This is a genomic window from uncultured Sanguibacteroides sp. (assembly GCF_900543425.1).
GTDB lineage: Bacteria > Bacteroidota > Bacteroidia > Bacteroidales > Marinifilaceae > Gabonibacter.
On record NZ_UQRQ01000002.1, the window covers coordinates 134,111 to 158,757 of the forward strand.

22 protein-coding genes and 1 pseudogene are annotated in these 24,647 nt (G+C 37.1%); 1 reads left to right on the forward strand and 22 read right to left on the reverse strand.

Translation table 11 applies throughout. The features are described 5' to 3' along the window. Positions 1-8 precede the first annotated feature (8 nt). The 22 genes and pseudogenes from QZR76_RS01645 to pseB form a co-directional block, all read right to left on the reverse strand. Complete coding sequence (locus QZR76_RS01645) at positions 9-2,933, reverse strand: FAD-binding and (Fe-S)-binding domain-containing protein (protein ID WP_294139804.1); 2,925 nt, start codon at positions 2,931-2,933, stop codon at positions 9-11. 100 nt (positions 2,934-3,033) lie between these two features. Continuing rightward, positions 3,034-3,189 (reverse strand): annotated as a pseudogene (locus QZR76_RS01650) (oxidoreductase); the annotation flags it as partial. 65 nt (positions 3,190-3,254) lie between these two features. After that, a complete protein-coding gene (locus QZR76_RS01655; protein ID WP_294139808.1) occupies positions 3,255-4,406 on the reverse strand; it encodes an aminotransferase class I/II-fold pyridoxal phosphate-dependent enzyme in 1,152 nt (383 codons plus the stop codon). A gap of 365 nt (positions 4,407-4,771) precedes the next feature. Beyond that, entirely contained in the window at positions 4,772-5,380 is a 609-nt protein-coding gene (locus tag QZR76_RS01660; protein ID WP_294139811.1) for a sugar transferase, read from the reverse strand. An 80-nt stretch (positions 5,381-5,460) separates the two neighbouring features. Next, complete coding sequence (locus QZR76_RS01665; RefSeq protein WP_294139813.1) at positions 5,461-6,519, reverse strand: ketoacyl-ACP synthase III; 1,059 nt, start codon at positions 6,517-6,519, stop codon at positions 5,461-5,463. Between the two features lie 23 nt (positions 6,520-6,542). Beyond that, entirely contained in the window at positions 6,543-6,782 is a 240-nt protein-coding gene (locus QZR76_RS01670; RefSeq protein ID WP_294139815.1) for an acyl carrier protein, read from the reverse strand. Continuing rightward, positions 6,779-8,191, reverse strand: a complete 1,413-nt coding sequence (locus QZR76_RS01675) for an AMP-binding protein (RefSeq protein WP_068689875.1) — start codon at positions 8,189-8,191, stop codon at positions 6,779-6,781. Before QZR76_RS01675 ends, QZR76_RS01670 begins: the two co-directional genes overlap by 4 nt. Positions 8,192-8,203: 12 nt before the next feature. Then, entirely contained in the window at positions 8,204-8,956 is a 753-nt protein-coding gene (locus QZR76_RS01680) for an SDR family NAD(P)-dependent oxidoreductase (protein ID WP_068689877.1), read from the reverse strand. Between the two features lie 11 nt (positions 8,957-8,967). Beyond that, a complete protein-coding gene (locus QZR76_RS01685; RefSeq protein ID WP_068689879.1) occupies positions 8,968-9,732 on the reverse strand; it encodes an SDR family oxidoreductase in 765 nt (254 codons plus the stop codon). Next, positions 9,732-9,962 (reverse strand): phosphopantetheine-binding protein, encoded by a 231-nt coding sequence (locus QZR76_RS01690; protein WP_068689881.1) that lies wholly within the window; start codon positions 9,960-9,962, stop codon positions 9,732-9,734. The genes QZR76_RS01685 and QZR76_RS01690 overlap by 1 nt, the downstream gene beginning before the upstream one ends. Positions 9,963-9,976: 14 nt before the next feature. Then, on the reverse strand, positions 9,977-10,963 hold the full coding sequence (locus QZR76_RS01695; RefSeq protein ID WP_294139816.1) for a sugar-transfer associated ATP-grasp domain-containing protein: 987 nt from the start codon (positions 10,961-10,963) through the stop codon (positions 9,977-9,979). Between the two features lie 24 nt (positions 10,964-10,987). Further along, positions 10,988-11,614, reverse strand: a complete 627-nt coding sequence (locus tag QZR76_RS01700) for a sialic acid O-acetyltransferase (protein ID WP_294139817.1) — start codon at positions 11,612-11,614, stop codon at positions 10,988-10,990. Between the two features lie 21 nt (positions 11,615-11,635). Next, positions 11,636-13,006, reverse strand: coding sequence for a hypothetical protein (locus QZR76_RS01705; RefSeq protein ID WP_294139819.1), 1,371 nt, complete (start codon positions 13,004-13,006; stop codon positions 11,636-11,638). 59 nt (positions 13,007-13,065) lie between these two features. Beyond that, on the reverse strand, positions 13,066-14,529 hold the full coding sequence (locus tag QZR76_RS01710) for an oligosaccharide flippase family protein (protein WP_294139821.1): 1,464 nt from the start codon (positions 14,527-14,529) through the stop codon (positions 13,066-13,068). Next, complete coding sequence (locus QZR76_RS01715) at positions 14,522-15,403, reverse strand: hypothetical protein (RefSeq protein WP_148453235.1); 882 nt, start codon at positions 15,401-15,403, stop codon at positions 14,522-14,524. Before QZR76_RS01715 ends, QZR76_RS01710 begins: the two co-directional genes overlap by 8 nt. Positions 15,404-15,855: 452 nt before the next feature. Continuing rightward, entirely contained in the window at positions 15,856-16,488 is a 633-nt protein-coding gene (locus QZR76_RS01720; RefSeq protein ID WP_294139823.1) for a hypothetical protein, read from the reverse strand. A 7-nt stretch (positions 16,489-16,495) separates the two neighbouring features. Then, positions 16,496-17,551: a hypothetical protein gene (locus QZR76_RS01725; RefSeq protein ID WP_068689896.1), complete on the reverse strand. Its 1,056-nt coding sequence runs from the start codon at positions 17,549-17,551 to the stop codon at positions 16,496-16,498. Next, positions 17,524-18,132, reverse strand: coding sequence for a YdcF family protein (locus tag QZR76_RS01730; protein WP_294139824.1), 609 nt, complete (start codon positions 18,130-18,132; stop codon positions 17,524-17,526). The genes QZR76_RS01725 and QZR76_RS01730 overlap by 28 nt, the downstream gene beginning before the upstream one ends. Next, a complete protein-coding gene (locus QZR76_RS01735; RefSeq protein ID WP_068689900.1) occupies positions 18,117-19,178 on the reverse strand; it encodes an N-acetylneuraminate synthase family protein in 1,062 nt (353 codons plus the stop codon). Before QZR76_RS01735 ends, QZR76_RS01730 begins: the two co-directional genes overlap by 16 nt. Positions 19,179-19,184: 6 nt before the next feature. Then, positions 19,185-20,360: a DegT/DnrJ/EryC1/StrS family aminotransferase gene (locus QZR76_RS01740; RefSeq protein WP_068689902.1), complete on the reverse strand. Its 1,176-nt coding sequence runs from the start codon at positions 20,358-20,360 to the stop codon at positions 19,185-19,187. Between the two features lie 2 nt (positions 20,361-20,362). Then, positions 20,363-21,103 carry a glycosyltransferase family protein gene (locus tag QZR76_RS01745; protein ID WP_068689904.1) on the reverse strand — a complete coding sequence of 247 codons (741 nt, stop codon included), beginning with the start codon at positions 21,101-21,103 and terminating at the stop codon, positions 20,363-20,365. Then, a complete protein-coding gene (gene pseB / locus QZR76_RS01750; RefSeq protein WP_294139825.1) occupies positions 21,100-22,116 on the reverse strand; it encodes a UDP-N-acetylglucosamine 4,6-dehydratase (inverting) in 1,017 nt (338 codons plus the stop codon). The genes QZR76_RS01745 and pseB overlap by 4 nt, the downstream gene beginning before the upstream one ends. Positions 22,117-23,244: 1,128 nt before the next feature. Here pseB and QZR76_RS01755 point away from each other — a divergent pair. After that, positions 23,245-24,528 (forward strand): oligosaccharide flippase family protein, encoded by a 1,284-nt coding sequence (locus QZR76_RS01755; RefSeq protein WP_294139827.1) that lies wholly within the window; start codon positions 23,245-23,247, stop codon positions 24,526-24,528. Positions 24,529-24,647: the final 119 nt, after the last annotated feature.

The following is a 24,647-nucleotide window of genomic DNA, read 5'->3' on the forward strand; positions in this document are numbered from 1 at the left end:
TTAAAAATTTATCTCTCCGTTTCCTGCCAGGCCTGAAATAAAACCTCAACCGGATGCAAGGCAACCCGTCCCGTCCCATCCTTAATCTGTTGACGGCAACTGGTCCCCGGAGCTGAAATACAAACCTCTTCATCCACACTCCTTATCGCCGGAAACAGAATCTGCTCCCCGATTTTCATGGACAGTTCGTAATGTTTTTTCTCGTATCCGAAAGCCCCGGCCATACCGCAACATCCGGAAGGAATCACCTCTACCTCGTAATTCACAGGCAAAGATAACATTATCTTAGAGGGTTCGACCGACGCCAGTGATTTTTGATGGCAATGTCCGTGTAACATAATTTTCAAAGGTTTATTGGTAAATTGCTCCGGCCGGATATTGCCTTTCCGTATCTCCCGCACGATAAATTCATCATACAACAGGCAATTTTTCCCTAAGGAAGAAGCCTCTTCTCTCCAATCATCCCCGACCAAATCGGGATATTCATCCCGAAAAGAGAGAATACAGGAAGGCTCTATTCCCACCAACGGACTCTCTTCCGTCACAATATCTTTTAATAAACCTACATTTTTACGGGCCATTTTCTTTGCCTCCTTCAACATCCCCTTGGACATGGCCGTTCTCCCGCTCTCCACATGTTCGGGGATCACTACCTCGTATCCTAATCCTCCCAGTAACTCGATCATCTGTATACCGACCTTCACATCCATGTAATTGGTAAACTCATCGGCGAACAAGTACACTTTTCCTCGAGTCTTATTCTTGTTACAAGGCATATGGCGGGTCGTCCAATGCCGTAACGTTGTTTTATACAATCTCGGGATACTTCTTTTGGGAGCAAATTGCAAAAGCCTTTTCAACAAACCACCCGTCAAACGATTAGAGACAAACCAGTTATAAAGAGGAGGCAACCACATTCCACAACGTTGTATCCGCCCCAGGTTTGCAATGAGGAAAGCCTTCACCGGAACTCCGCACGTATCGTAATGATGTTGTAGAAATTCTGCCTTGTAACGGGCCATATCCACGTTCGAAGGACACTCCGATTTACACGCCTTACAAGCTACACAGTTATCCAATACTTCCAATACCTCCGGTTGATCGAATACCCGCTCGGTTTTCGGACGGGTTAATAACTCCCGAAGTACGTTCGCCCGGGCCCGCGTCGTATCTTTTTCGTCTCCCGTTGCCCGGAAACTCGGACACATCGTTCCCCCGAACACCATCGCCTTCCGGCAATCCCCGGAACCATTGCATTGCTCGATAGCACATATCCATCCTTTTTGCCGGGAAAAATCAAAATAGGTTTTCAAATCATCACCTCCGGAATAATCCTCTTTTATCCTCAAACCTTTATCCATCGGGGGAGTATCCACAATCTTTCCCCGGTTAAATATCCCCATCGGATCCCAACAACGCTTTACCTCCCGCATCATTTCATACACCTCTTGCCCGAATAATACGGGAATAAACTCTCCTCGCAACCGACCGTCTCCATGTTCCCCGCTCAATGCGCCCTTATGCTTTTTTACCAATAATGCCGTCTCCTCTGCCACCTGCCGAAACAACCTTCGATCCTTCTCTTTTTTCAAATCCAAAACAGGACGTAAATGCAACTCCCCGGTTGCTATATGAGCATGGTAGACACAACTCAATCCCATGCGTTCCAACATCGCTTTAAAATCCTTCATATAAGCCGGCAAACGTTCCGGGGCCACAGCCGTATCTTCAATCACCGAAACCGGCTTCGCACTCCCCGGCATTCCCGACAACAACCCCAACCCGGCTTTTCGTAGATCCCAGACCCGTCTGATATCCGTCCCGTATAACCGAGGATAGTGATAACCGAACCCGTGCTTCTTAAAATCCTCTTCTATTGTATCAGCCAACCAGTCAACCTCTTCACGGGAAGAACAAGCCAACTCCACGATCAAAATAGCAGCCGGGTCTCCCTGAATAAAAAAACGATTCCTATTTTGTGCGATATTCCCTTTACTCAATTCCAGGATGGTCCGATCCATCAACTCGACAGCCATCGGCTTATGTTTCAAAGCCACTAAATTACCCTCGAATGCCTCTTCCAGCGTGGAGCAATGAATACAGATCACAGCCTTCTCTTTCGGAGGCAACACCACCAAACGCAATTTCACCTCCGTGATAAAAGCTAACGTACCCTCGGAACCGGCTATCAACTTACAAAGATTAAAGGAGTCATCGTATTGTTTATCAATATAATCCGAATACAACAACTGATCCAGAGCATATCCTGAATTTCTCCGACGCAAGGCCGGGTCCGGATAATGTTCCAGAATCTCCGTTTTATGTTCCCGCAACAACTTCACTACCTGTCGGTATATTTCCCCCTCCAGCGTATTCAATTCCAATTTTCCTTCCACCTCTCCAACCGTCAATCCCTTTAAAACAGCCTCTGTTCCGTCTCCCAACACGACTTTAGCCTCCAACAAATGATCCCTCACACTACCGTATACCAACGAATGTAACCCGCAGGAGTTATTTCCGACCATTCCCCCCATGCAACACCGGTTGGAAGTCGAAGTCTCCGGTCCGAAAAACAGTCCGTACGGCTTCGTGTAATTATGCAAGGCATCCAACACCACGCCCGGTTCCACTCTTACCCACCCCTCCTCTACATTCAATTCCAGAATCCGATTCATATGACGGGAAATATCCACGACCAACCCATTCCCCACGACCTGTCCGGCCAAAGAGGTTCCGGCCGCTCTCGGAATCAGTCCGACCCCACACTCCCGGGCAAATCGCACGATCTCCTTTACATCCTCCGCATCTTTCGGGTATACTACCCCCAACGGCATCTCCCGATAGGCCGACGCATCCGTCGCGTAAATCACCCGATGGAGCAAATCCGACTCCACTTCACCTTTTATTCTTTTCGATAAACTATTTAAGTCCATTTCAATCTTAACTCCATTACACGCTAACAAGCTACAATATTATATAAAAAAGGCACGTGATAAAAACACATGCCCTAAACTTTTTATTTCTAATCCCCAACTACCTATCCCACCCGAAAGGATGTTTTGCCAAAGGTAATTTGGCTAACGGGTGATAATCTCCTTTTAACCCGACAGGAATCGCATGGCGAATATCATGCACAATATTGATGCAATTCCGAGCCTCCTCTATCCGGAAACCCTCTCCCGCCAATATCTTTTATCACACGCGAACAACGGGGCGTAATATACCTTGCTGCCCCGATCAATGCATTTTTTATATTATCTGATTATTTTATGACAAATACATCCATCTATCAAAGATACGACTCGCTCAATATCTTCATCCGTTAGTGTCGGTCCGGAAGGCAGGCAAAGACCTATATCGAACAGATGCTCGGAAGTGCCGTTCCCATAAAACGGAGCTTCAGCAAATACGGGTTGCAAATGCATCGGTTTCCACAAGGGTCGGCTCTCGATATTATCCGCATCCAGCGCCAGACGGATATTTTCCCGGGTACATCCCGCCACAAGCGGGTCGACGGTAATGCAAGTCAGCCAGAAATTCGAATCGAAATCCGAGGAAGGATTCTGCAATACACTAATTCCGGGAATATCTTTCAGCAAAGAAGTATATAAAGCATGGATTGCCCTTCTGCGAGCCACATGTTCTTCCAATACAAACATCTGGCCCCGGCCGATTCCCGCACAAATATTACTCATCCGGTAATTATAACCGATATGTGAATGCTGGTAATGCGGAGCTGCATCCCGTGCCTGAGTCGCATAAAATTTCACTTGCCCGGCTTCCTCTTCCGAACGACAAACCAAGGCTCCCCCGCCGGAAGTAGTTATCATTTTATTTCCATTGAACGACAAGGCAGCCAATTCACCGAAAGTACCGCATTTCCGTCCCTTAAACTCCGATCCCAAAGCTTCTGCAGCATCTTCTAACACCGGTATTCCGTATCGCCCGGCAATCTCACAAATCCGGTCCAACCGGGCTGGCATTCCGTATAAATGTACCGGTATAATCGCTTTGGGTAATTTGCCGGTTTTGCGCAACCGGTCTTTTATTGCTTCTTCCAACAACACCGGATCCATATTCCAGGTCGAAGCCTCGCTATCCACAAATACAGGTTTAGCCCCCTGATACATAATCGGATTGGCAGAAGCGGAAAAGGTAAAACTCTGGCAAATCACCTCATCTCCGACTCCGGCTCCCAACAAGATCAATCCCAAATGCAAGGCAGCCGTCCCCGCACTCAACGCCACCACATGCTTATCTTCCCGTAAATACGCTGCCAACGCTTTTTCAAAAGCATCCACATTCGGTCCCAGCGGAACCACCCAATTCGTATCGAACGCTTCCCGTATAAACTCCTGCTCCCTTCCCCCCATATGGGCCAAAGAGAGCCAAATTCTTGATTTCATAATTAAATGTATATACAATATTGATAATGAATCTATATTTAAACAATTTATCCCTTGTCATTCACCTGAATTCCCTCTTAATCATTTTAGTAGGATTTCCGACAACAATGCAATGAGAAGAAACTTTTGGAGTTACGACAACTCCGCCTCCGATAATACACTGATCACTAAATAATCACTTCCGACATTATAATAGCATTGATTCCAATTACACAATTTTTACCAATGTATGTATCTGTTTTAATACTGCGACAGTGGCCATGAAACATTATTATTACATTTGTCGAAATCCATGTAGTATCACCTCCAATTTATGCCTTTATTTAATTTTATATAACAACTTCACAACCGATATCTACTCACTTTCAATTTTCCCCATTAAACGGTTCGGTGGTAGCACACCCTTCCTTAACTACACCTTTACGCAATAAAACTGTTTTCACTGTCATCAGAAGAATCTGCATATCCAATTTAAATGAAAGGTGATCCACATACCAAACATCCATTTCAAACTTCTTTTGCCAGGTAATATCATTTCTTCCGTTCACCTGTGCCCATCCCGTGATTCCAGGACGGACCTCATGCCGACGTGCCTGTTCGGAGGTATAAAGAGGCAAGTATTTGGCTAAAAGCGGACGTGGACCAATTAAACTCATATCCCCTTTTAAAATATTAATTAATTGAGGTAATTCATCCAAAGAAACGGCACGGACAAATTTGCCTACTTTTGTTAAACGCTCCACATCCGGTAATAAATTTCCATGATCATCTCGTTTATCCGTCATTGTTTTGAATTTAATCACCTTAAATATTTTTCTTTTTTTTCCAGGACGAGCCTGAAAAAAAAATACTCCGGCTCCCTTATTGGCATATATTAAGATCCCCATAACAATAAGTAATACCGGTGATAAAAAAAGAAGCCCCGATAAAGCAACCCCAAAATCAAAGAAACGTTTTAAACCATTTTTATACATATTTTATATTCACCATTCTATTTTACATAGTTCAAGTCATACGAATTCCAGCTACCATCAAAGTACCCATATAATATCATCTACAATTTAATCACTTCTGGAATAATCATCGGCTTGGTTTTCAACCGCATCGTTCCCCAAGTAAGTCCAAGACCGAAAGAAGACATCAGTAACGTTTTAGGTTCTCTCATCAATTGTTCTCTTAATCGACTAACCATTAATGAAGGCAAAGAAGCTCCCCCCAAATTACCGTATTCCTCCAAATTATAAGGAACTTTAGTTATATCTAATTTGAGCTTCTTTACGACCCTGTCAACAATCATTTTATTTGCCTGATGAATCAGAAAATAATCTATATCTATATCTTTATCAATACCATAATCTTCCATAAAAGAAAGTACCGCTTTCGGAGGACGGGAAATCGCAAAAGAAAATACATCCATCCCGTTAATCAAAGTATGTATAGGAGCTCTTACGATCCCATTACCGAAATCTTCATAGATAAACGATTCGGAAGTTACCGGATGACGAAATCCCCCGTGAGGCGTCATCAATGCCGGGCCTCCTTTTCCCATTGTCCGGAAATCTACAAGTATATCATCCGCCTCCGTATCATATTCCAAGGCGAGAGCCGTACCACAATCACCGAACAGAGGCACTCTGCTTTTATCTTTAAGTGATCCCATTCTCACGGCTGTATCTCCGACTAAAAGAAGTGCCCGTTTCACATTGCCTGATGAAAGCAAATTAGCTCCCACGGTAATAGCATACATACAACCGCAACATCCCATGGGAATATCCATAGCAAAACAAGTTTCAGGCAATTCCATCCGATCTTGCAAAAGTGTCGATGTCGGAGGAGTCTTATAGTCGCCGGTTACAGACTCAAAAAGTAACACGTCAATACTTTCCTTCGCCCATCCTAATTCATTTAAAAGCTTCTCTCCGGCAACCTGACAAAGATCTGATGCACAAACATCTTCTGTTGCTAAATAACGGCTTTTTATACCTACTGTATTATTAAATGTTTCCGCTTCTTCAGACGTAAAAAAATCAAAATCTTCGGTTTTTACAACACGATCAGGTACGCAAAGCGAAACTCCGCGTAAAGCAACATTTTTGATACTCCATCTTGCCATAATAAATTAAACTCTTAATAAAATTAAAGTTCTATATTATATTTTCCCAATATCGTTTTGCCGGCCTGATAGGAGGTCATTGCCATAATATCTTCCGGTTCAAACATAATATCAAACACTTCCTCTAAATTTGCCGTAATATTTAACTGATGAATAGAATCCCAGGACTCTACGTTTTCTTTATTAAAGTTCTCATTCAGGACATTCTTATCCACTGCAAATACTTCTACAAAAACTTCTTCATATTTCTCTAAATTTGTCATAATGATTCTATTTGATTTTTTAGTTTACTGTACAATATTTTACCGGCTTCATTTTTCGGTAATGACTCTACTCGTTTTATCTCAAATGCTGAAGCAACAAGTCTGGTTTTTTCTACCAATTCCTCCTTTACAGCCTGTAATATATTTGATTCGGTAATGCAAACAATCATTTTCTCATCTGTACCGAAACACGCACATTCTGTCGAAAACTTAGACTTAACAATTTGCTCACACTCATCAAGCCCTATGCGCATACCGAATAATTTCAAAAACCTTCCCATTCGCCCCACGATAAAGTAAAAACCGTCTTCATCCCGATAGGCTATATCACCTGTACGCATCCATCCATTACGTTCATCACCCAATAAAAGATCTTCTTTTGTTTGTGCATATCCCATCGTGACATTTTTACCCCGATAACACATTTCTCCTTCTTTATATGGTTCTTCGATCAGTTTTCCCGCATCATCGATCAATGATAATTCACCATTCGGTACTGCCCGTCCGATACTGCCGACCTTACTAATAGCATACTCCGGTGGTAAGTAAGCCATCCGGGCACTGCCTTCTGTTTGTCCGTAAGTCGCAATCCATTTCATTCCATGGTCATGACAATATTCCGCAAATTTCAGATTTAATTTACGTTCCATACGGCCTCCTCCTTGCGTGAGCAATCTAAGGTCAGGAAAACTCATCCGGAAAAATCTCATTAAATTAAGAACTTCAAAACTATACGGCACTCCTGTAAAACTACTCGCCTTTTTATCCTTCATAAAAGACCAAAAGGCAGGATCCGTCATATTCAAACCGGTAATCAAAATTGTTGCTCCGGCATATAAATGACTAAAAATCATGGAAAGCCCCATTGTATAATAAATTGGAAGCACCATTAAAGCTTTATCCTCGGCCTTTATTTCGAAAAATGTAGAAATATTCAAGCCGGCTGCTTCTATATTTCTATAACAATGTCGTACTAATTTAGGACTTCCAGTAGAACCGGAAGTCGGTAATAAATGTGATAAACTATCATGAAGAGCACCGGTTTTTTCACCGGTTTTCAGGATTACATAACCGTATCCGGAAGCAATTTCACCATAATCATATTTTTCTTTCTGCTCTTTCGGTACACAAAGGTATGCAGGTTTATAACGTTCATTCAATTGTGTAAACAACTCATGATCAAGCCGGGCATTAAGTATGAGCGGTACCACACCGGCTCCTAACATTCCCATTGTCCACGCAATTCCACCGACATTATTTTCTACCAGCAGAAAAACCAAAGACCGCCGGGGCAATAATTGCGGCATAGAACCGATAAAATGAACTAAATCACCATAACGGAGCTCTGCACCTGACGAATCTATAGCAGCAACAGCTTTACTATCTTTTTTATCTATATCCAATAACATTTTATGATTCGCTTATATGGTAGCACAACCATCAACACCCAATATCTGTCCGGATATATATGAAGCTCTTTCCGATGCTAAAAAAGCACAGGCATTAGCAATATCGGATGGGGTTCCCAAACGCCCCAACGCAATCTTCTGAATGCGTAAATCAATCTTATCCGCACTTTCCTCGTAAAGTTCTGTGAAACGTTCCGTTTTAATAATGCCCGGAGCAACGGCATTCACACGTATTCCCATCGGGGCCAATTCCTTCGCAGCCGATCTGGTTAATGAAATAACGGCCCCTTTCGTTGCCGAATAGGCAACTTGTCCAGGAGAACCGACAACTGCCGTTACAGAAGCGATATTAACAATAGCCCCCCCTCCTTTACGTCCCATAAGACGCGCAACTAACTGTATCAATTCTATGACAGCAATAACGTTAACCCGGAACATAAATTCAGTCTCGTCCCGCGTAATCATTCCTAGTTTACGATTAAACACTACTCCTGCATTATTGACAAGGGTATCTATACGTCCTTCCGCTTTATAGATATTTGTTATCGCATTTTTTACCGCCAAAGAATCTGTCACATCAAAAGAAACCGGATAAATCTTTCCTTCGTTTTCTTTACTTATACATTCCGCCCAAGAATCCATCAGACCTTCTGTACGATCACAAGCATATACGATCGCTCCGTCTGAAGCAAACTGTTCTGCTATCACTTTACCGATCCCTTGAGCTGCTCCCGTTATAATGCAAACCTTTTTATCTAATAACATAGTATTTTTATCTAATTCAGTAATCGCCCTCCGTCAAGTACCAAATCTTGTCCAGTCATATAAGAGGAGGCATCAGATAACAAAAAAACGCATCCCTGAGCAATTTCTTCCGGTTGGGCATAACGTTTAAAAGGATATTTTTTCTTATCATTCTCTATGTCTTCCTGCGATAAAGACACTGTTTGTAAAAAAGGTGTCTCTACCATAGCTGGACATACAGCATTACATCGAATACCTTTTGCAGCCAATTCCAGGGCAGCGAATTTCACAAATCCATGAAGTGCACTTTTAGACGCTCCATATATCCCGTTTCCTGGTTTAAACGAAAACACGCCTGCTACCGAGACTAAATAAACCAAAGAAGAGACTTTACTGAGTTTTTTCTTCTTAACAAGTAATTTTGTTAATAACACAGGAGCAAAAAAGTTAATATCAAAAACCCGATAAAAATCTTCTCTGGAATAAAAAGGGATTGTTTTAGTTATACCGATACCAGCGCAAAAAACAACCCCATCTAAGATAGACAACGTATCAATCAAAGCTGTTAATCCCTCGTCAGTAGATAAATCCGCTACCCGTATTTCATGGTTCTGAATACAATTTTCTGTTTTCAGTAATGACAATGTTTCTTTTAGGCCTTCTTCATTGATATCTGCCAATATAAGTTTTGCACCTGCCATAGCACAGGCAATAGCCGTACACCGTCCGATACCGGAAGCACTACCTGTAACCATGATTGTTTTATTTCTCAAAGCAAACGGAAGTTCCGGATTCATTACAACTTAGATTTTACGATATTGTACAAATCTTCTATTGTTACAGCCTGACGCATTTCTTCACTTTTTATCGTCACGTTGTACTCCTCATCTATCATTCCGATAATGGATAGTGCAATAATCGAACTATATTCTTCCAGTTCATGGAAAACAGTTCCCGTTTTAAACTCATGACGATCCGTATCGTCAAATTGTTCTGCAAACTTGTCGATGAATTTATTTATCTCCATAATTCATAAGTTATTTAATGTATTTTACTCAATACTTTGCGATATTCTTTCCAGAGTCCTTTATTGTATAATTGCTGGAAATCATGATCAGCATTATCATTGGCTTCTATTAAAGAAAAGTTACCGTTTACTCCTATTACTACATCCCAACCGATATACCTGACTGTTGGTATCATACGCGCAGCTTTTTCTACAAATAATTTACACTCTTCCCAACAAGGTATTTGAAACCCTACAATTTGTTTACCGGTAAGCGGATGACATATATAGGTATTATCGAACATATCATAACCGAGGGAATTTATTACCCCACTTTGAATATCTATATTGGCACCAATCCCTTGAAAATGAAAATTATCTACATTATTTTTATTATTTCCCATACGAATTCTTGCATTCATCAAATAAACTTCATCTGTTTTTTCATTATAAACAGTAACAATTCTGATTGTATTGATGGACCAGGGATGAAATGAAGCCAATTCATCATTTTCAATTATCGGTTCTTCCAATATATAATTCGCCTCTTTTTTAGTCTGTAATTGCTGATAAAGTTTCTCTACATTAACATCTGAAGATTGAAGTTTTTTTATACCGATACCTCTAAAAGAAGAAATATCCTTAAGAAAAACAACCTCATAATTTTTAAAAAAATTGCAGAATTCCTGAAAGGTACAAGTAGATACATCTAACCAATTACGTCCCAAATAAGCCGAAAAATGACGATTAAAACGAGCTTTGTCTCTGCATAATTCTCTATCCGTCAATGTAGGATTACATATTGCTTGTATCTTTTTATGCCGGCGAAAGGTGATAAACTCTTTTCTTCCTGAATGCCTCAGATAAAAGAAACGATAAGCGAAATAGTCATTTATTGATGCTCCATGGATAAAAAAAGCAATCATCCAATCCACAAAAAATACACCTTTCCACCATAAACTTCTTTTTTCTTTTTCAAATCGATTCTGACATTCTTTAAATCTTGAAAAGACATACAACATACTCGCTCAATATTTAAATTTATTCTATAAAATTTTTGCAGGTACACCAAAAACCGTTGTACCGGGTTTTACTTTTCGCATCACGAAAGAACAAGCTCCGACTTTGGCTCCTTGTCCTACAATAACATTATGACTGATAACAGCATGAGTGTGAATCGAAACCTCATCTTCAACAATTATACCTCCTACACAAACAACCTGCGTATCAATTCTAACTTCGTTACCTATCCGGGCATCATGACCAATTACAGTATAAGATTGTATCATATTGTAATTACCAATACAAACATCGGCTCCAATAGAAACAAAAGCCCCGATAAGATTGCCATGTCCCATTTTCACATTCGTTCCGATACGGGCCGTTTTATGAATGATATTCACAAATTTTCCACCCTTGGCTTCAATAGTTTCAGTACATCCGACACGACAATTTCCCCCAATAGAACTAATGAAAACATCATTTTGCTGAGGTATATATTCACAAATTCTACCCAATAAAGGAGGATAATGCTCAAATCCATCGAGCACCTGAAGGTTATCATCCAAAAATCCTTTAATACTGAAATCCTCCCCATATCCTACGGATTCATTAGCTAAATCATATACCGTACGTCCCATTCCACCGGCACCTATGATAATTAAATTTTTCATTTTCAGTTTTTATCTAATTATTTAAAACAACTCATCTATTTTTTTACCGTCAAATTCTGAATAGATAGACAAAGACCGTCGTGTAGCTATACTTTCAGATACATACTTTTCAAAATCTTCCTGAGAAGCGATTTCCCAAACAGCCTCTTTATCTGTTGGATTAAGATACTTGGGTCGAAAAGCCGGATAACACAATTTACCAACCTTTTTCCCCATAGCAAGAGCCTCATAAAGTACTGTCGAATTTTCACCTATAATATGTATAAAGCTATTGAGTACAACATTGGAATTGATCTTATTATCCTGTAAAAGGATGTTCTTCCGACAATCTATAACAATCCGATGTTTTCTTTGCAATATTTCCATCGGATGAGGACGTATATGAAAAGTATAGGCAGGATTAGCTTCTGCTAAAATTTCAACGATATTCACAATTTTATCTGTTATTTCCGGATCTGAAATAATCAGAATATCTTTATCTGAAAATGGGAGTATTGTACTTAATTTCTTTAGCAACAAAGGAAATGCCCATCCAATGTTTATTATCCGGTTTTCATCAATGCCATACACATTTCGAGGAGGCATATTACCAAAGGCAAAAAAATAATCCGGGGTGAACAAAGATTCACGCCGACCGGAATATACTGATGTCTCCCCATAAGTAATACCATGCTGAAACTCTATTGTTGTTATTCCCCTTTTTTTGGCTTCAACCATTTGAGGTAAAAATGCGACTCTGGGAACAACCAAAACCCGTTTAGGCGATAGCTTCCTATAAACATTCCTGTAAAAATAAGCCAAGGCTCGATATTCCATTATTTTACGGATTGCACATTTTCTATCATTCTCAGAATAGGGAACTAAATGGTTCACAATTTCAAAAAGCCGGTTAAATTGATTTTTATATTTTTTACCGAATCTACGTGAAAATAAAATGGCATAGAGTCGGGCAAAAACATCGAAAACATCTGTAAATACTACCATTTTCGCATGAATACGTGGAGTACAGTGAACACCGGCTCTACTTCGTTCAAAAATCAGACAATTATTTTTTAACGAGCTAAATTCTATAACTGGGTCTGTAAATTTATCAATATAAAGGTTATCTACTTTTTCGACCCGATGAAAAGGAAAAATAATGTTATCGATATGACCACGTTTTATGCTTAATTTTAACAGGTGCCAAAATGATATAAAAAAAGACAGAATAGCCTTTCTTTTCTGTAATGGAGAAGTAAAAGGCATTATTTCTAATCCATTCGTTTTTATATAAAGTCTTCTGATATCCGCCCGTATAATATTATACACATAATCACCGGCCACATAACAAGTATAACAACCACTCTCTTCTTCTTTTTTCACAAATTCCTTAAGGAGAACTTCTTCGTCCATATATATCCCTTATATTTAGTATTATTTGTACAGAGAAAATTCAAATCGATAAAACATTTCTACTTCAAATCGATAATTTCCGGTCTTTTCACCAGTTGTACAATCATGGCAGCTGTTTTACCAAGTGACGTACGATTCATTAAAAGAAATACAATCAAGGGAAGCAATAACCATATAAAATGCCCTCTCTCTGAAAAAAAGTATGTTGCCACTAAAGTAAATAGATATGGGACACTTATTCTTACTGGAAAAGCCATTTCTAAAACTTTCAAAAATTTGAATGGCTCTCCCATTACTTTTAATGTATACAGAGCACATTGATACGTAAATAAAACATAACTTACAAGAGTAGCCACAAGTATTAAATCATAAGAAAAATTGAATACACGAATAAATAAAAATAAAAGACCTATATTCACAATTAAAGAAATACAGGAAATACAAGAAATTCTTCTTTCTTTATTTTGTGCCATTAAAAAAGTATTTAATCCAAAAGCATTAGCATAAGGCAATATCGTTAAGGCTGCAACGCAAAGCATACGTTGTATATCCCCATATTTCGGCATAAGCAAACAAAGCAAGTAAAAAGCTGGAAAAGCCAGATATACCAAGCCGTGTACAACCATAAGATAACTGTTGCGTATCATTAAAATAACTGACTTACATTCTTCAAAATTATTTCCTTTCAATTTTTGTATGATTTTAGGAAATACAATGTATCCGAAAGCTTCCAGAAATAGGAGAATGGCATGAGCTAGTGTATATGCAAAACTGAATTTTCCATAATCGGAAACAGAATAATAGGCACTAACAAAAGAAGAGGTCGAAAACATAATAAGATAAAAAGCTCCATTGTAGAGAAATAACCAAAATCCTTTAAAAAAAACGGTATTCATACTGCTACAGGAAATAGCCCCTTTTATCGTTATTTGTTTCCTAAGTATAAATACGGCGAAAGCCAAACTCTGGCCTAACATATAAGCCCCCAATAAATACCACAATGTGTTGACCGGAGAGAAAATGACGGCTAAAAAGAAAAGTAGCGGAATTATCGATTGAAAAAAAGCCAGTTCCAACAGACGATTCTTTACCCGGTATATAGAAGAAAAAACTTTATTGAAATTCCAAACAATAATTGTATACAATATAGCCGGAAGATATATTCCAATATCATATTTTAACAAAAAACCGAAATGGGCATACTTAATAATAATAAAACTGAGGATCACCAAAATATTTAAACCGATAGTTATAATAATAGATGATAATATATGACTGGAGCTACGTTCTTCGACCTCCCTATCCTGTACCAAAAGAATATTAATTGAATTAGAAATTCCAAAATCAATAATATTATAAAAATTGATCAGAAGTAAAATAAAACTCCAGACTCCGAAACCAACCGGTCCTAATTTAAGTGCAATATAAAAAGAGGCTATGAATTGGAAAGCATAGGTAACATACCGTGTACCTACATAAAGAAAAATCTTATTTCTTAATATTGTGGATAAAAACTTAAACATAATGACATTCTATGCACTGTTCATCGTTCAGTTTTGCCACTCGTGACATAAGAAATATCACAAACATTAACATGGTTAACGAATAGCTCACCATTGCCACTTTCGTAGAATGAATAAAAAAATAAGCTGCAAATAAAAAAACAGCCATTTTATATGGATTCTTCGAAAGGAATAATCTCAACATATAATAACCGCAAATAAGTAAAAAAACGATATTAACAACAAAATTAATATATCCTATATCTCTATTTCCTGTAACAGTAAAACTACTTCTATCCAAATAACTTAGATTAAAAAATGAAGATCCGATTAAAGTTTTAGGTGTAACTGCAAATTCCAAAGTTGCCTGGGTATAGTCCATCGAACCGGACCCCAACTTAGCAAAAATGAAAAACAAATCGTCAATATTAAGTAAGGAATAAATGAAAAACGAACCGGTCAATATCAAAATTATAATTGCAAAATTTTTTAAGAATGTTTTCTTATTTATAAAAAACATATTGTGGATAAGATAAAAAATCACACATAACAATACAGCTAAAATATTCGTTGTAGATCCAGCTAAAAGTAATATCAATAAGAAAACCAACAGAGTAACTATTATATATTTGTTTTTTTTAATATAATACAATGATAAAAACAGGGCCGGAAATAACATAAATGTTAGAATATGCGGTTCATGATAAATACCTAACACGAATCCCTGATCTTGAAAAAAAGGAATTCTTATATCAGAGGAGACAAGGAAAACCGAGAGATAATATGGTAAATAATAATCCGCACCCAAATTGTTATAATTATCACTAAACAAATCATATCTTGTATTTACAGAATTCATCTGAGGATTTATACCTGTTTTTATCAATAAATACATAAATACGCAACTAAAAATACACAAACCGACAAGCCATAAATATCCGCGAGATATAAACCATAAGGATTTTGCTGTTGTATAATATCTTCGATAATCTTTAAACAGATTATGTAATATCAGATAAAAAACCGTATTCAAAGTTAAATAAATCAATGCTGACTTCCATCCTGTATCGGTCAAAATAGCCGAAAAAAAATTGCATACATTTAAAATCAAATAAATATAAAAAAGAGCATCTTTTCGAGGAATAGTAAATGGTTTGTTAAATCGTACGGATACATATAAAATATTGAATCCCAGAAACAGGAGCATATTGACGTAACGATCGTACTGTCCGAATAATAAATAAGGTATAATCGAATAACTTGTTGACAGATTCAGTAACACCATAAATGAATCTATAAACAAGAGCGATTTGGAAAGACCTTTAAAAGAATGAATCATAAAAAAGGTTAACGAACAGAAATAGCCGTGTAACACGGCCGCAATTTCAAATGGCGATGAATACTAAAACCATCTTTATTAACTCCGTCTATATCATGATATTTACCTACATATATCCTGTCCCCGTTATGATCTAAATCGCTACACCATACAAAATCAGTTTCCCAAAGATTTTTTCCGTAAGCTAACCTATAAGCGAAAAATGTATAGGCACAGAGCATTGCAGAAGGAAACGTGATATTATTTTCTGAAGCAAGAATTACGTCGGGCATAACGGCTCTCGTAGAGTCCGGAGGATTTTTTTGAAGTAAATACCAACCGGGAGCTACTACAAAGTCAATAAAATCTTCATTCAGATACCAATCTTGATTATAAAAACAAGGAACCTCTTTATCCGGATCTATGCCGAAGCATGAGCGCAATGAACGTATTGAAAAAAGACCTTCCTTAACATCAGGAATAACCAGGATAAGAAGAAAACCATCTTTCGCTGCTTTATACAAATCCCGATCTTCAAAAAGAATTGGAATATCAATATCATTTAAATCAATTTCACAGTCTAATTTTCGAAGCAAAGGTTTTAACTCCTGAATCCCGATAAAATTATCAGCGAACAATTGTTTCGCTTCATTACAATTCATAATTGTTTTACTTTGTAGATATTTTTGCAATATAAATGCCGGCATTATCCTCTCCGGCAATGTAATAAGAAGTAAGTATGCTTTTTCCATTATCAACCAATATAGAGCTACCATAGCCCATATCATAATAGCTACCTTCGAAAATATTCAAAGATTTTATCAATTTTAATTCCATGGTATCTAACATGGAAAAAGTGAAATTTACGATACCGCCGTTACCATAAAGACGATAGGTAAGAAAAAGTTGATAATGGGAATTTACAAGCAGATTCGGTGAACCTATCCATATTCCCATAGGCTCTATTTTCCAATTCAGGTAAGGAGGCATAGCACGCCCGATCACAGCCCGACCGTTATCATTTCTAACGACGACAATCATTTCTTCCTTATCAATAAAAGCGAGATCAACTTCTGATGGAATATTCTCCGTTTGAACAGGAAGAGAGCATATTTTTGTCCAATGTTTCGCATCTGTCGATTTCATAAGGAGTGGAGTAAGACCTTCTTTATAGGCGAATCCCCAGGCAGTCTTTCCACACCACCGTATTTTCCATAACCAGGGCCGGGTATTATCATCCATGATAACATCTGAGAATTTACGAAACTTATTTACTTTTTTATCAAAGGAACTCAATACTGTTTTATCATGAATGATTTTACCGTTTTCCATTTGATTAACTCCACACAACATTAAAAGTTCATTTTGAGGTGAAATAGAAAAAAAAGGATCTCTCAAATCTCCGTTATATGTTAATGAGTCTATTGAATTCCACTGAGATAAATTGTCTGACACCAAAACACGGATATATCCGTTTTCAATTTCACCACTACTTACATGTTTTTCTCCGACTCTGAAAGCAACGAAATATTTATTATTAAATTTTATCAGAGAAGTAAAAGCTGCATGCTTCTCCTTCCAGATAAGCTTTATATCCTCTAAACCAAAACTGTCAGACCATTCTATATCTTCGCTCATACCTTCTTCCTTATGAGCACATGAATGAAAAAACAAAATCGCTAATATAAAATTCAATATCAGTACGATACTATACTTTCTTTCCATTTTTGATAAGTAATTGCTTCAAAATAAGTTGCTAAATGTCCCAAGACCGAGTACTTTTCAATCCGATCAAACTCCTGTTGTAAACAGGAATACCGATCACCCCAGGGCTGTGGAGTAAACCACTCCAACTGGTCGACCGGAGCATTATAAATCACGATTTCAGCTTCTGCCTCCTGAACCGATTTTAGAAAGGTCAGATAGGCCCGGTATTGATGATAAGGAGACGCGACAAGTATAATCTTCTTCCAATCCCATTGCAAACAAAGTTTTATAATCTCTTCCGCCTGTTCCCTGGTATTTAAAGATCGGACTTCATGATACAGATTTTCCTCGGGAATGCCCGCTTGTAAAAGCAATGGTTTTATTTCCGCATAGGGGAAACTCCCATAAGCATAATCTGTAATCCCTCCACTGAATACAATCAACGGAGCCCATTTTTCCTGAAAAAGCTTTACCGCATGCCGATAACGATTGAATCCGTCACCCTCCAGTAGAATAATGGCATCAGACGCCCGGATCAAATCGTTATCGACCAAAGTTATGAAAATCTCTCTTTCCGTGAGCATCAGAAATTTTCCCAAAATAAAGGTTGTCCTTTTTCTATATTTTCTTTACAGGTTTTTCCAATGATAACGGACTTATATTTAGGAGGAATCCCTAAAGCCGGACGCAATACATCAATATCTTCTTCAGTCATAATATGTCCTTTCGGTAAGTTCCGTTTGGCATATAAACAACGACGTTGTACATAAACCGTTTCCCCTTCTTCGGCAACCACTTCTTTCCGGGTACTTCCCATGGCTCGTTCTACTTCCCGAACGTAATCGACCATCTGTCTAAAATCCTGTGGTTCCATGGAATGAGGATGATCAGGCCCCTTGTCTTTTTTATTCAATGTAAAATGTTTCTCAATCACACATCCTCCCAATACCACCGAAGCCAAAGCAACTACCGGTCCCGGTGCATGGTCCGAATATCCAGTCAATACATCGAAAGCCGACTGATAGGTTTTCAACACATTAACATTGGCACTCTCTATTTTAGATGGATAATTGGTAATACATTGCATCAAAATAAGATTCCGGTTTCCTGTAGCTTCTATCGTTCTGACAGCCTCGTCTATCTCCGACAATGTAGCATCACCTGTTGCCAACATCAACGGTTTCCCCGTACGGGCAATATAATCCAGCATTTCCAACCAGGTAATATCACCGGAACCGATTTTAATAAAAGGCACATCCAATTCAACACATAAATCAACAGCCTCTTTAAAATAAGGAGAAGTGGAAAAATCAATTCCAACTTGCTTACAGTAATCTGCGATCTCTTGATGCCATTCCATCGGAAATTCTACATCTTTAAACACTTCACTAACGGTTCTCCCCCAAGAACCGTGAACCCCTTTCAGTTGCATCCTGGAAAATCCCCCTTCCGAAACAATTGTCGGAGCTGTGAATGTCTGAAACTTTGCACAATCTGCACCGGACTCTTTCGCTGCATCGATCAAACGTTTCGCTTTATCGATACTACCGTCGAAATTACCTCCGATCTCTGCAATTATATACGTAGGGAGCCCTTGCCCAACAAGCCGGCTTCCGATTTTAATTTCTTTATTGAATGGTCCCATAACTTTCTATTTAAATTGATTAATTGTTTGTCGTAATACTTTAGCTTGTTGCCTGGCTTCATCCAAATTCCAGTAATTCGTCTTTAATTGTATCATTCTGCTTTGTAAGTATTCTGAAATAGGACACAAATCAGCATTATATTTTTGCCATACACCTTTCATATTTTGAACAATATTTTGAAAAAAAGGCTCATTATAGGAAAGTTTCCAAGCAGCATAATACCCATCACCTCCATTTTTCTGAAATAGATCACGAAATTTATACCAATCCGTATCTGGTTTACTCGTATTCAGCACTAAACTATATGACCAATAAGAATTAACTATACCTTCAGGCTCTGCCTGACGCTTCAATAAAGTCGTATCTCCAATAGCTTCATCAAAGATTTCAGCAATTTTCAAACGGTTATCAACCAATTCTTCAATACGCTCCAATTGTCCTAAAGCGACTGCAGCTTGTAGTTCAGACATACGATAATTAAACCCCATAGCAATATGTCTACTGTATTTGGGATCCTGAATGTCATTGCGGGTAATCTTACCTTTTTTAGCACTAACTCCTGCATATCCGAGGCAACTGAAACGACGCGCATTATCCGCATATGTTTCATTATTTGTAATAAGCATTCCACCTTCACCAGTTGTCAAATGCTTACTCGCTTGAAAACTGAAACTCGAAAAATCACCAAATTCCCCCACAATTTTTCCTTTATATTTACCCAGAAAACATTCTGCATTATCTTCTATTAAAAAAAGATTATGTTTTCGACAAACACTTAAGATAGAATCATAATCAGGTGATAATCCATAAAGTGATACAGTAATAACAGCTCTCGTTTTGTCAGTTATCACTCGCTCAATACTCTCGGCTGTTATAAGAAAAGTATCAGGATCTACATCTGCAAACACCGGAATAGAACCATTGTGCAATACAGCTAAAGAAGTACTGGTCATTGTCAACGCCGGAACAATCACTTCATCTCCAGCCAAAACACCTAAGGCTGCTAGTGCAGTATGCATTGTTTCCGTACCATTACAGTGTCCGATTGCATAAGCCGTATGAAATCGCTCGGCAAAAGCCGATTCCAATCTATTAGTAAAAACAGAATTTAAAGAAGTTGCAAAAGCATTATCTAAAACCTGATTGACATAATCACGCTCTAATTGGGAAATACGTTCCATAATTATTTATTTTTATACATTTCACTACGGGTAACATTTGAATTCATCTGAGCTATATCGGGATATTGTTTGATCAATTGAAGAATATCATCCATATGAAAGATCTCATCAGTTTCTCTATATAGAAATGAATATACCCTTTCAACCATAAAGAAATCTTTTTCTGTATCAATCGTCCATCTTAAATTTGAAATATTTTCAGTATGAGCAATATTTATAATCTTAAAATCTGACGGATTACGATAGAAATATTGTGTAACATGTTCACGTTCGAAAGAACTGACCGATTTTGATTCAGCTACTTCCAAAGCTTTCCTGGTAAATACTTCCACATCTAATCCTTCAGGAAAAGTAGGTGGATAATTATTACAAACAAAATCTGCCTTTTCTTCCTGGAGAACACGAACAGCACGATCAATAATTAATGGTTCCTTAAAAGGATCATCTGCAGTTATGCGTATAATAATATCAGCCTTACAGGTAATTGCTGAATTATAATATCGATTCAAAACATCATTTTCACTTCCTCTGAATACAGTTATATGATTAAGAATAGCCCATTCGTACAATTTATCATCTAAAGAATTTGTTGTAGTCGCTAATACGATCTCATCTATAGTGTAAGCAAATTTTAATCGATTTATAACATGCCAAATTAACGGTTTTCCACAGATGTCAGCAAAAACCTTATTCGGAAACCGAGTCGATCCGCAACGGGCTTGAATAATGGCGACAACTTTCATTCAATTTCAAAATTAGGATCTACAAATTTTTTTATTTTTTCACGCATGGATTCTACTGTTTCCCACTCGGTATTTTTATCAGAACTATAATGGAAATTTTCCGGGACAGGTGTTGCGTTATGATATTTAATAAAATCTTCTCTCGTATAACGATCTGATACAGAAGGAAGAATTGCATAATAAGCTCCCAGATCGATCGTATTCATGGCATCCGTCGGAGTGATCATTTCTTCATGCAATTTTTCCCCCGGACGTATCCCGACAATTTCAATTTTTGCATCCGGAGCTATGGCTTTAGCTACATCTACAATTTTGTATGAAGGTATTTTTGGTATAAAAATTTCTCCGCCTAAGTGATGTCCGATGGCAAACATCACTAAATCGACTCCCGCTTGTAATGAAATATTAAATCGAGTCATTTCCTCATGAGTAATAGGAAGTACTCCCGTTGACCTTCGGTTCATGAAAAAAGGAATGACCGATCCTCTGGATCCCATTACATTTCCATAACGCACAACCGAAAAACGCAAATCTCGACTTCCTTTTATATTATTCGCTGCAACAAATAATTTGTCAGAACATAACTTTGTAGCACCATACAGGTTTATCGGTGCACATGCTTTATCAGTCGATAATGCCACAACATGCTTCACATTCGTTGCCAATGCTGCATTAATCACATTTTGGGCTCCATGTATATTGGTTTTTACACATTCATCCGGATTATACTCCGCTGTATCTACTTGCTTTATGGCCGCAGCATGAATAATTACATCAATACCTTCACAAGCCCGCTTTAAACGCTCTCCATCCCGTACATCTCCGATAAAAAAACGTAACTGAGGATATTCTTTTTCCGGATATTTTTGTTTCAACTCAAACTGTTTCAATTCATCCCGAGAATAAATAACAATTCTTCGAACTGCAGGATAATCTCGCAATATAGTCTCTACAAATTTTTTTCCAAAAGAGCCTGTCCCGCCCGTTATTAAGACAGATTTTTCGTTTAACATAATAATGATGATTTTAATTTAATAGTCCCTCAAAAGAAATATTGACATATTTAAATACTAATACAGTAAACACCCATACCTAAAACAAAAAATGAAAGAATATTCATGAGATAAAACAACTTGCTTTTTTCACAAAAAAAATGTAATGTCATGAATTTGATATTTTTCTATACCTACTTATTCCAAAACTATTGAAATAACTAATGCTGACACTTTCTGTAAAAAGTAAAATCAAATAATTTATAGTCTTTTTCCTACTGCAAAATTTCCTCATATCTTTGAATATATTTTAGATTTTATTTTCTCCCTTATTTTGTCGTATTGACCTTTCAGGTCAACCATTTGAAGTTTCATCATATAAATAAATGATTATTTAATCATTAGAATAGATTAATTAAAGTAGAATAGAGATTCCTAAACAGCCTCTATTTCGAGATCAAATATCGACCGATTAATGACATTTCTAATCATTTTTTAGAATGTAATAATGTGTGTATTTATATTAATTTACACATGTAGTGGGTATATCGGAATTATTCGTTTTATAAAGAAGTCGTTTATATAAAAAATAAATGTCGGCAACAAAAAAAATAAAATCAATAATAAAATGGTAGTGAAGAACATGATCGATAAAAAAGCTTGCTAAATGCGAGATAAAAGAGTCGTTTATTTTGTATGTAGTATTATTTTTTTACTTTTGCACTCGTTATAATGTGGCCGAAAATGTATCATATATGATACAAAACTAAAAATTCTGATTAGATCCCCCATGGGATTGACCGGGCGAAGCTGTAAAATAATTTATAGGTCTTAGAGATTCTAATATAATATATATTAATCTTTTTTCTGATTTATTTGCATGTAAAAATGACTATCATTAATCGGTCGTTTATTGAAAGATTTCTTATACCATAAAAAAGCATTTAATGAAATGGTGTAATATATTAATAAATAACAATATATCACCGTGAAATATATTATAACAAACAATTAACATTCATTCTATAATTAAAATATTAAATCTTTATCTGTTGAAAATTAAAATACAGTTATAGATTAGTATCTTATGGAATGATACAACAAGAGAAAATTCGCTTGGCAGGATAGTGCTCTGTAATCCATTAACCGATGGCATTCAATCTTTTAGGTTTTTATAAAAATTATAAAAGTAGTCCTTTTGCAAGAAATGCACTGACCTTAACTATAGGTACAACCATTGCTCAATTTTTGCCACTATTAATTTATCCTATCCTTGCGCGAATTTATAGTCCTGAGCAGTTCGGCATTTTGGCATCATTAACATCGGTCATTTCGATCCTAACCGTCATCTCCACGGGAAAGTATGAATTTGCTATTCTTGTAGCAAAAGATGATAAAGATGCCGCTAATATTACTTGTTTGTCATTGGTGATTAGTTTGTTGTTCTTATTAATAATTTTATTACCGTTGTATTTTTTTCGGAATGAAGTCGGGAGATTATGCGGCAATAATCTGGAATATTGGATATTGATCTGTCCATTTGCCGCTTTTTTTATCAATATTTTTAATTGTTATAATGAATGGTGTGTCAGAAAAAAATATTATTTCAATTTATCTTTAAATAAAATCACGAATTCTGTATCTGTAACAATTGGAAAATTAGTATTTGGGTTTACAAAATTTCAAAATTCAGGTTTAATCATTGGAGATATTATAGGACGGTTTATCACCGCATTATGTTGTGTTTTTCGTGTAATAAATAAAGATTGGGTAACTTTTAAAAAGGTCTCTTGTAAAGGAATGAAAAATATGGCTATTAAGTTTATCGAATTCCCTAAATTTACAATGCCGGCTCAATTACTAAACACAGTAGGAGGAGCAGTTCCTGTATTAATACTCGGAGCCTATTACAACAACACTGATGTTGGTTATTTTTCTATGGCAATAACAATACTTAGCGTACCAATTAGCGTAATCAGTATATCAATACGAGATACTTTTAGACAAAAAGCAAATGAAATATATCTGGAGCAAGGAAATTTCAGAAGATTATTCGTGAAATTATTTAAAATTCTGCTTGTACTAACTTTAGTGGCTTCTCTTGCCGTTATCTATTTTTTACCCGATCTCTTTGCTTTCGTATTAGGTAAAACATGGTCAGTAGCAGGAAAATACGCTCAGATATTGCTCCCCATGATTGCCATTGATTTTATTGCAATATCTTTATCCGGGGTATTAATCATAACCAATAAACTAAAACAAAATTTAATATGGCAATTATACTACACGTTTGCTTCTATTGCTCCCCTAATTATTGCTTATCTATGGGATTTCAACATTTATTGGGCGTTGATATTGTTTAGTACGTTCAGAGCTTCAGCCTATATATATTTGTTATTTTTATCGTTCTATTATTCAAAAGGAGAAAAATAGATAATAATTCGTTATCAAAATTTGAGAAAAAAACTAATTAAGATTGCAAAAAAGATTTTGGGAATACCTCAAAATCAAACACTAACCCTCAGAAGCTTTCAGAAGTATTTCAGGTTAAG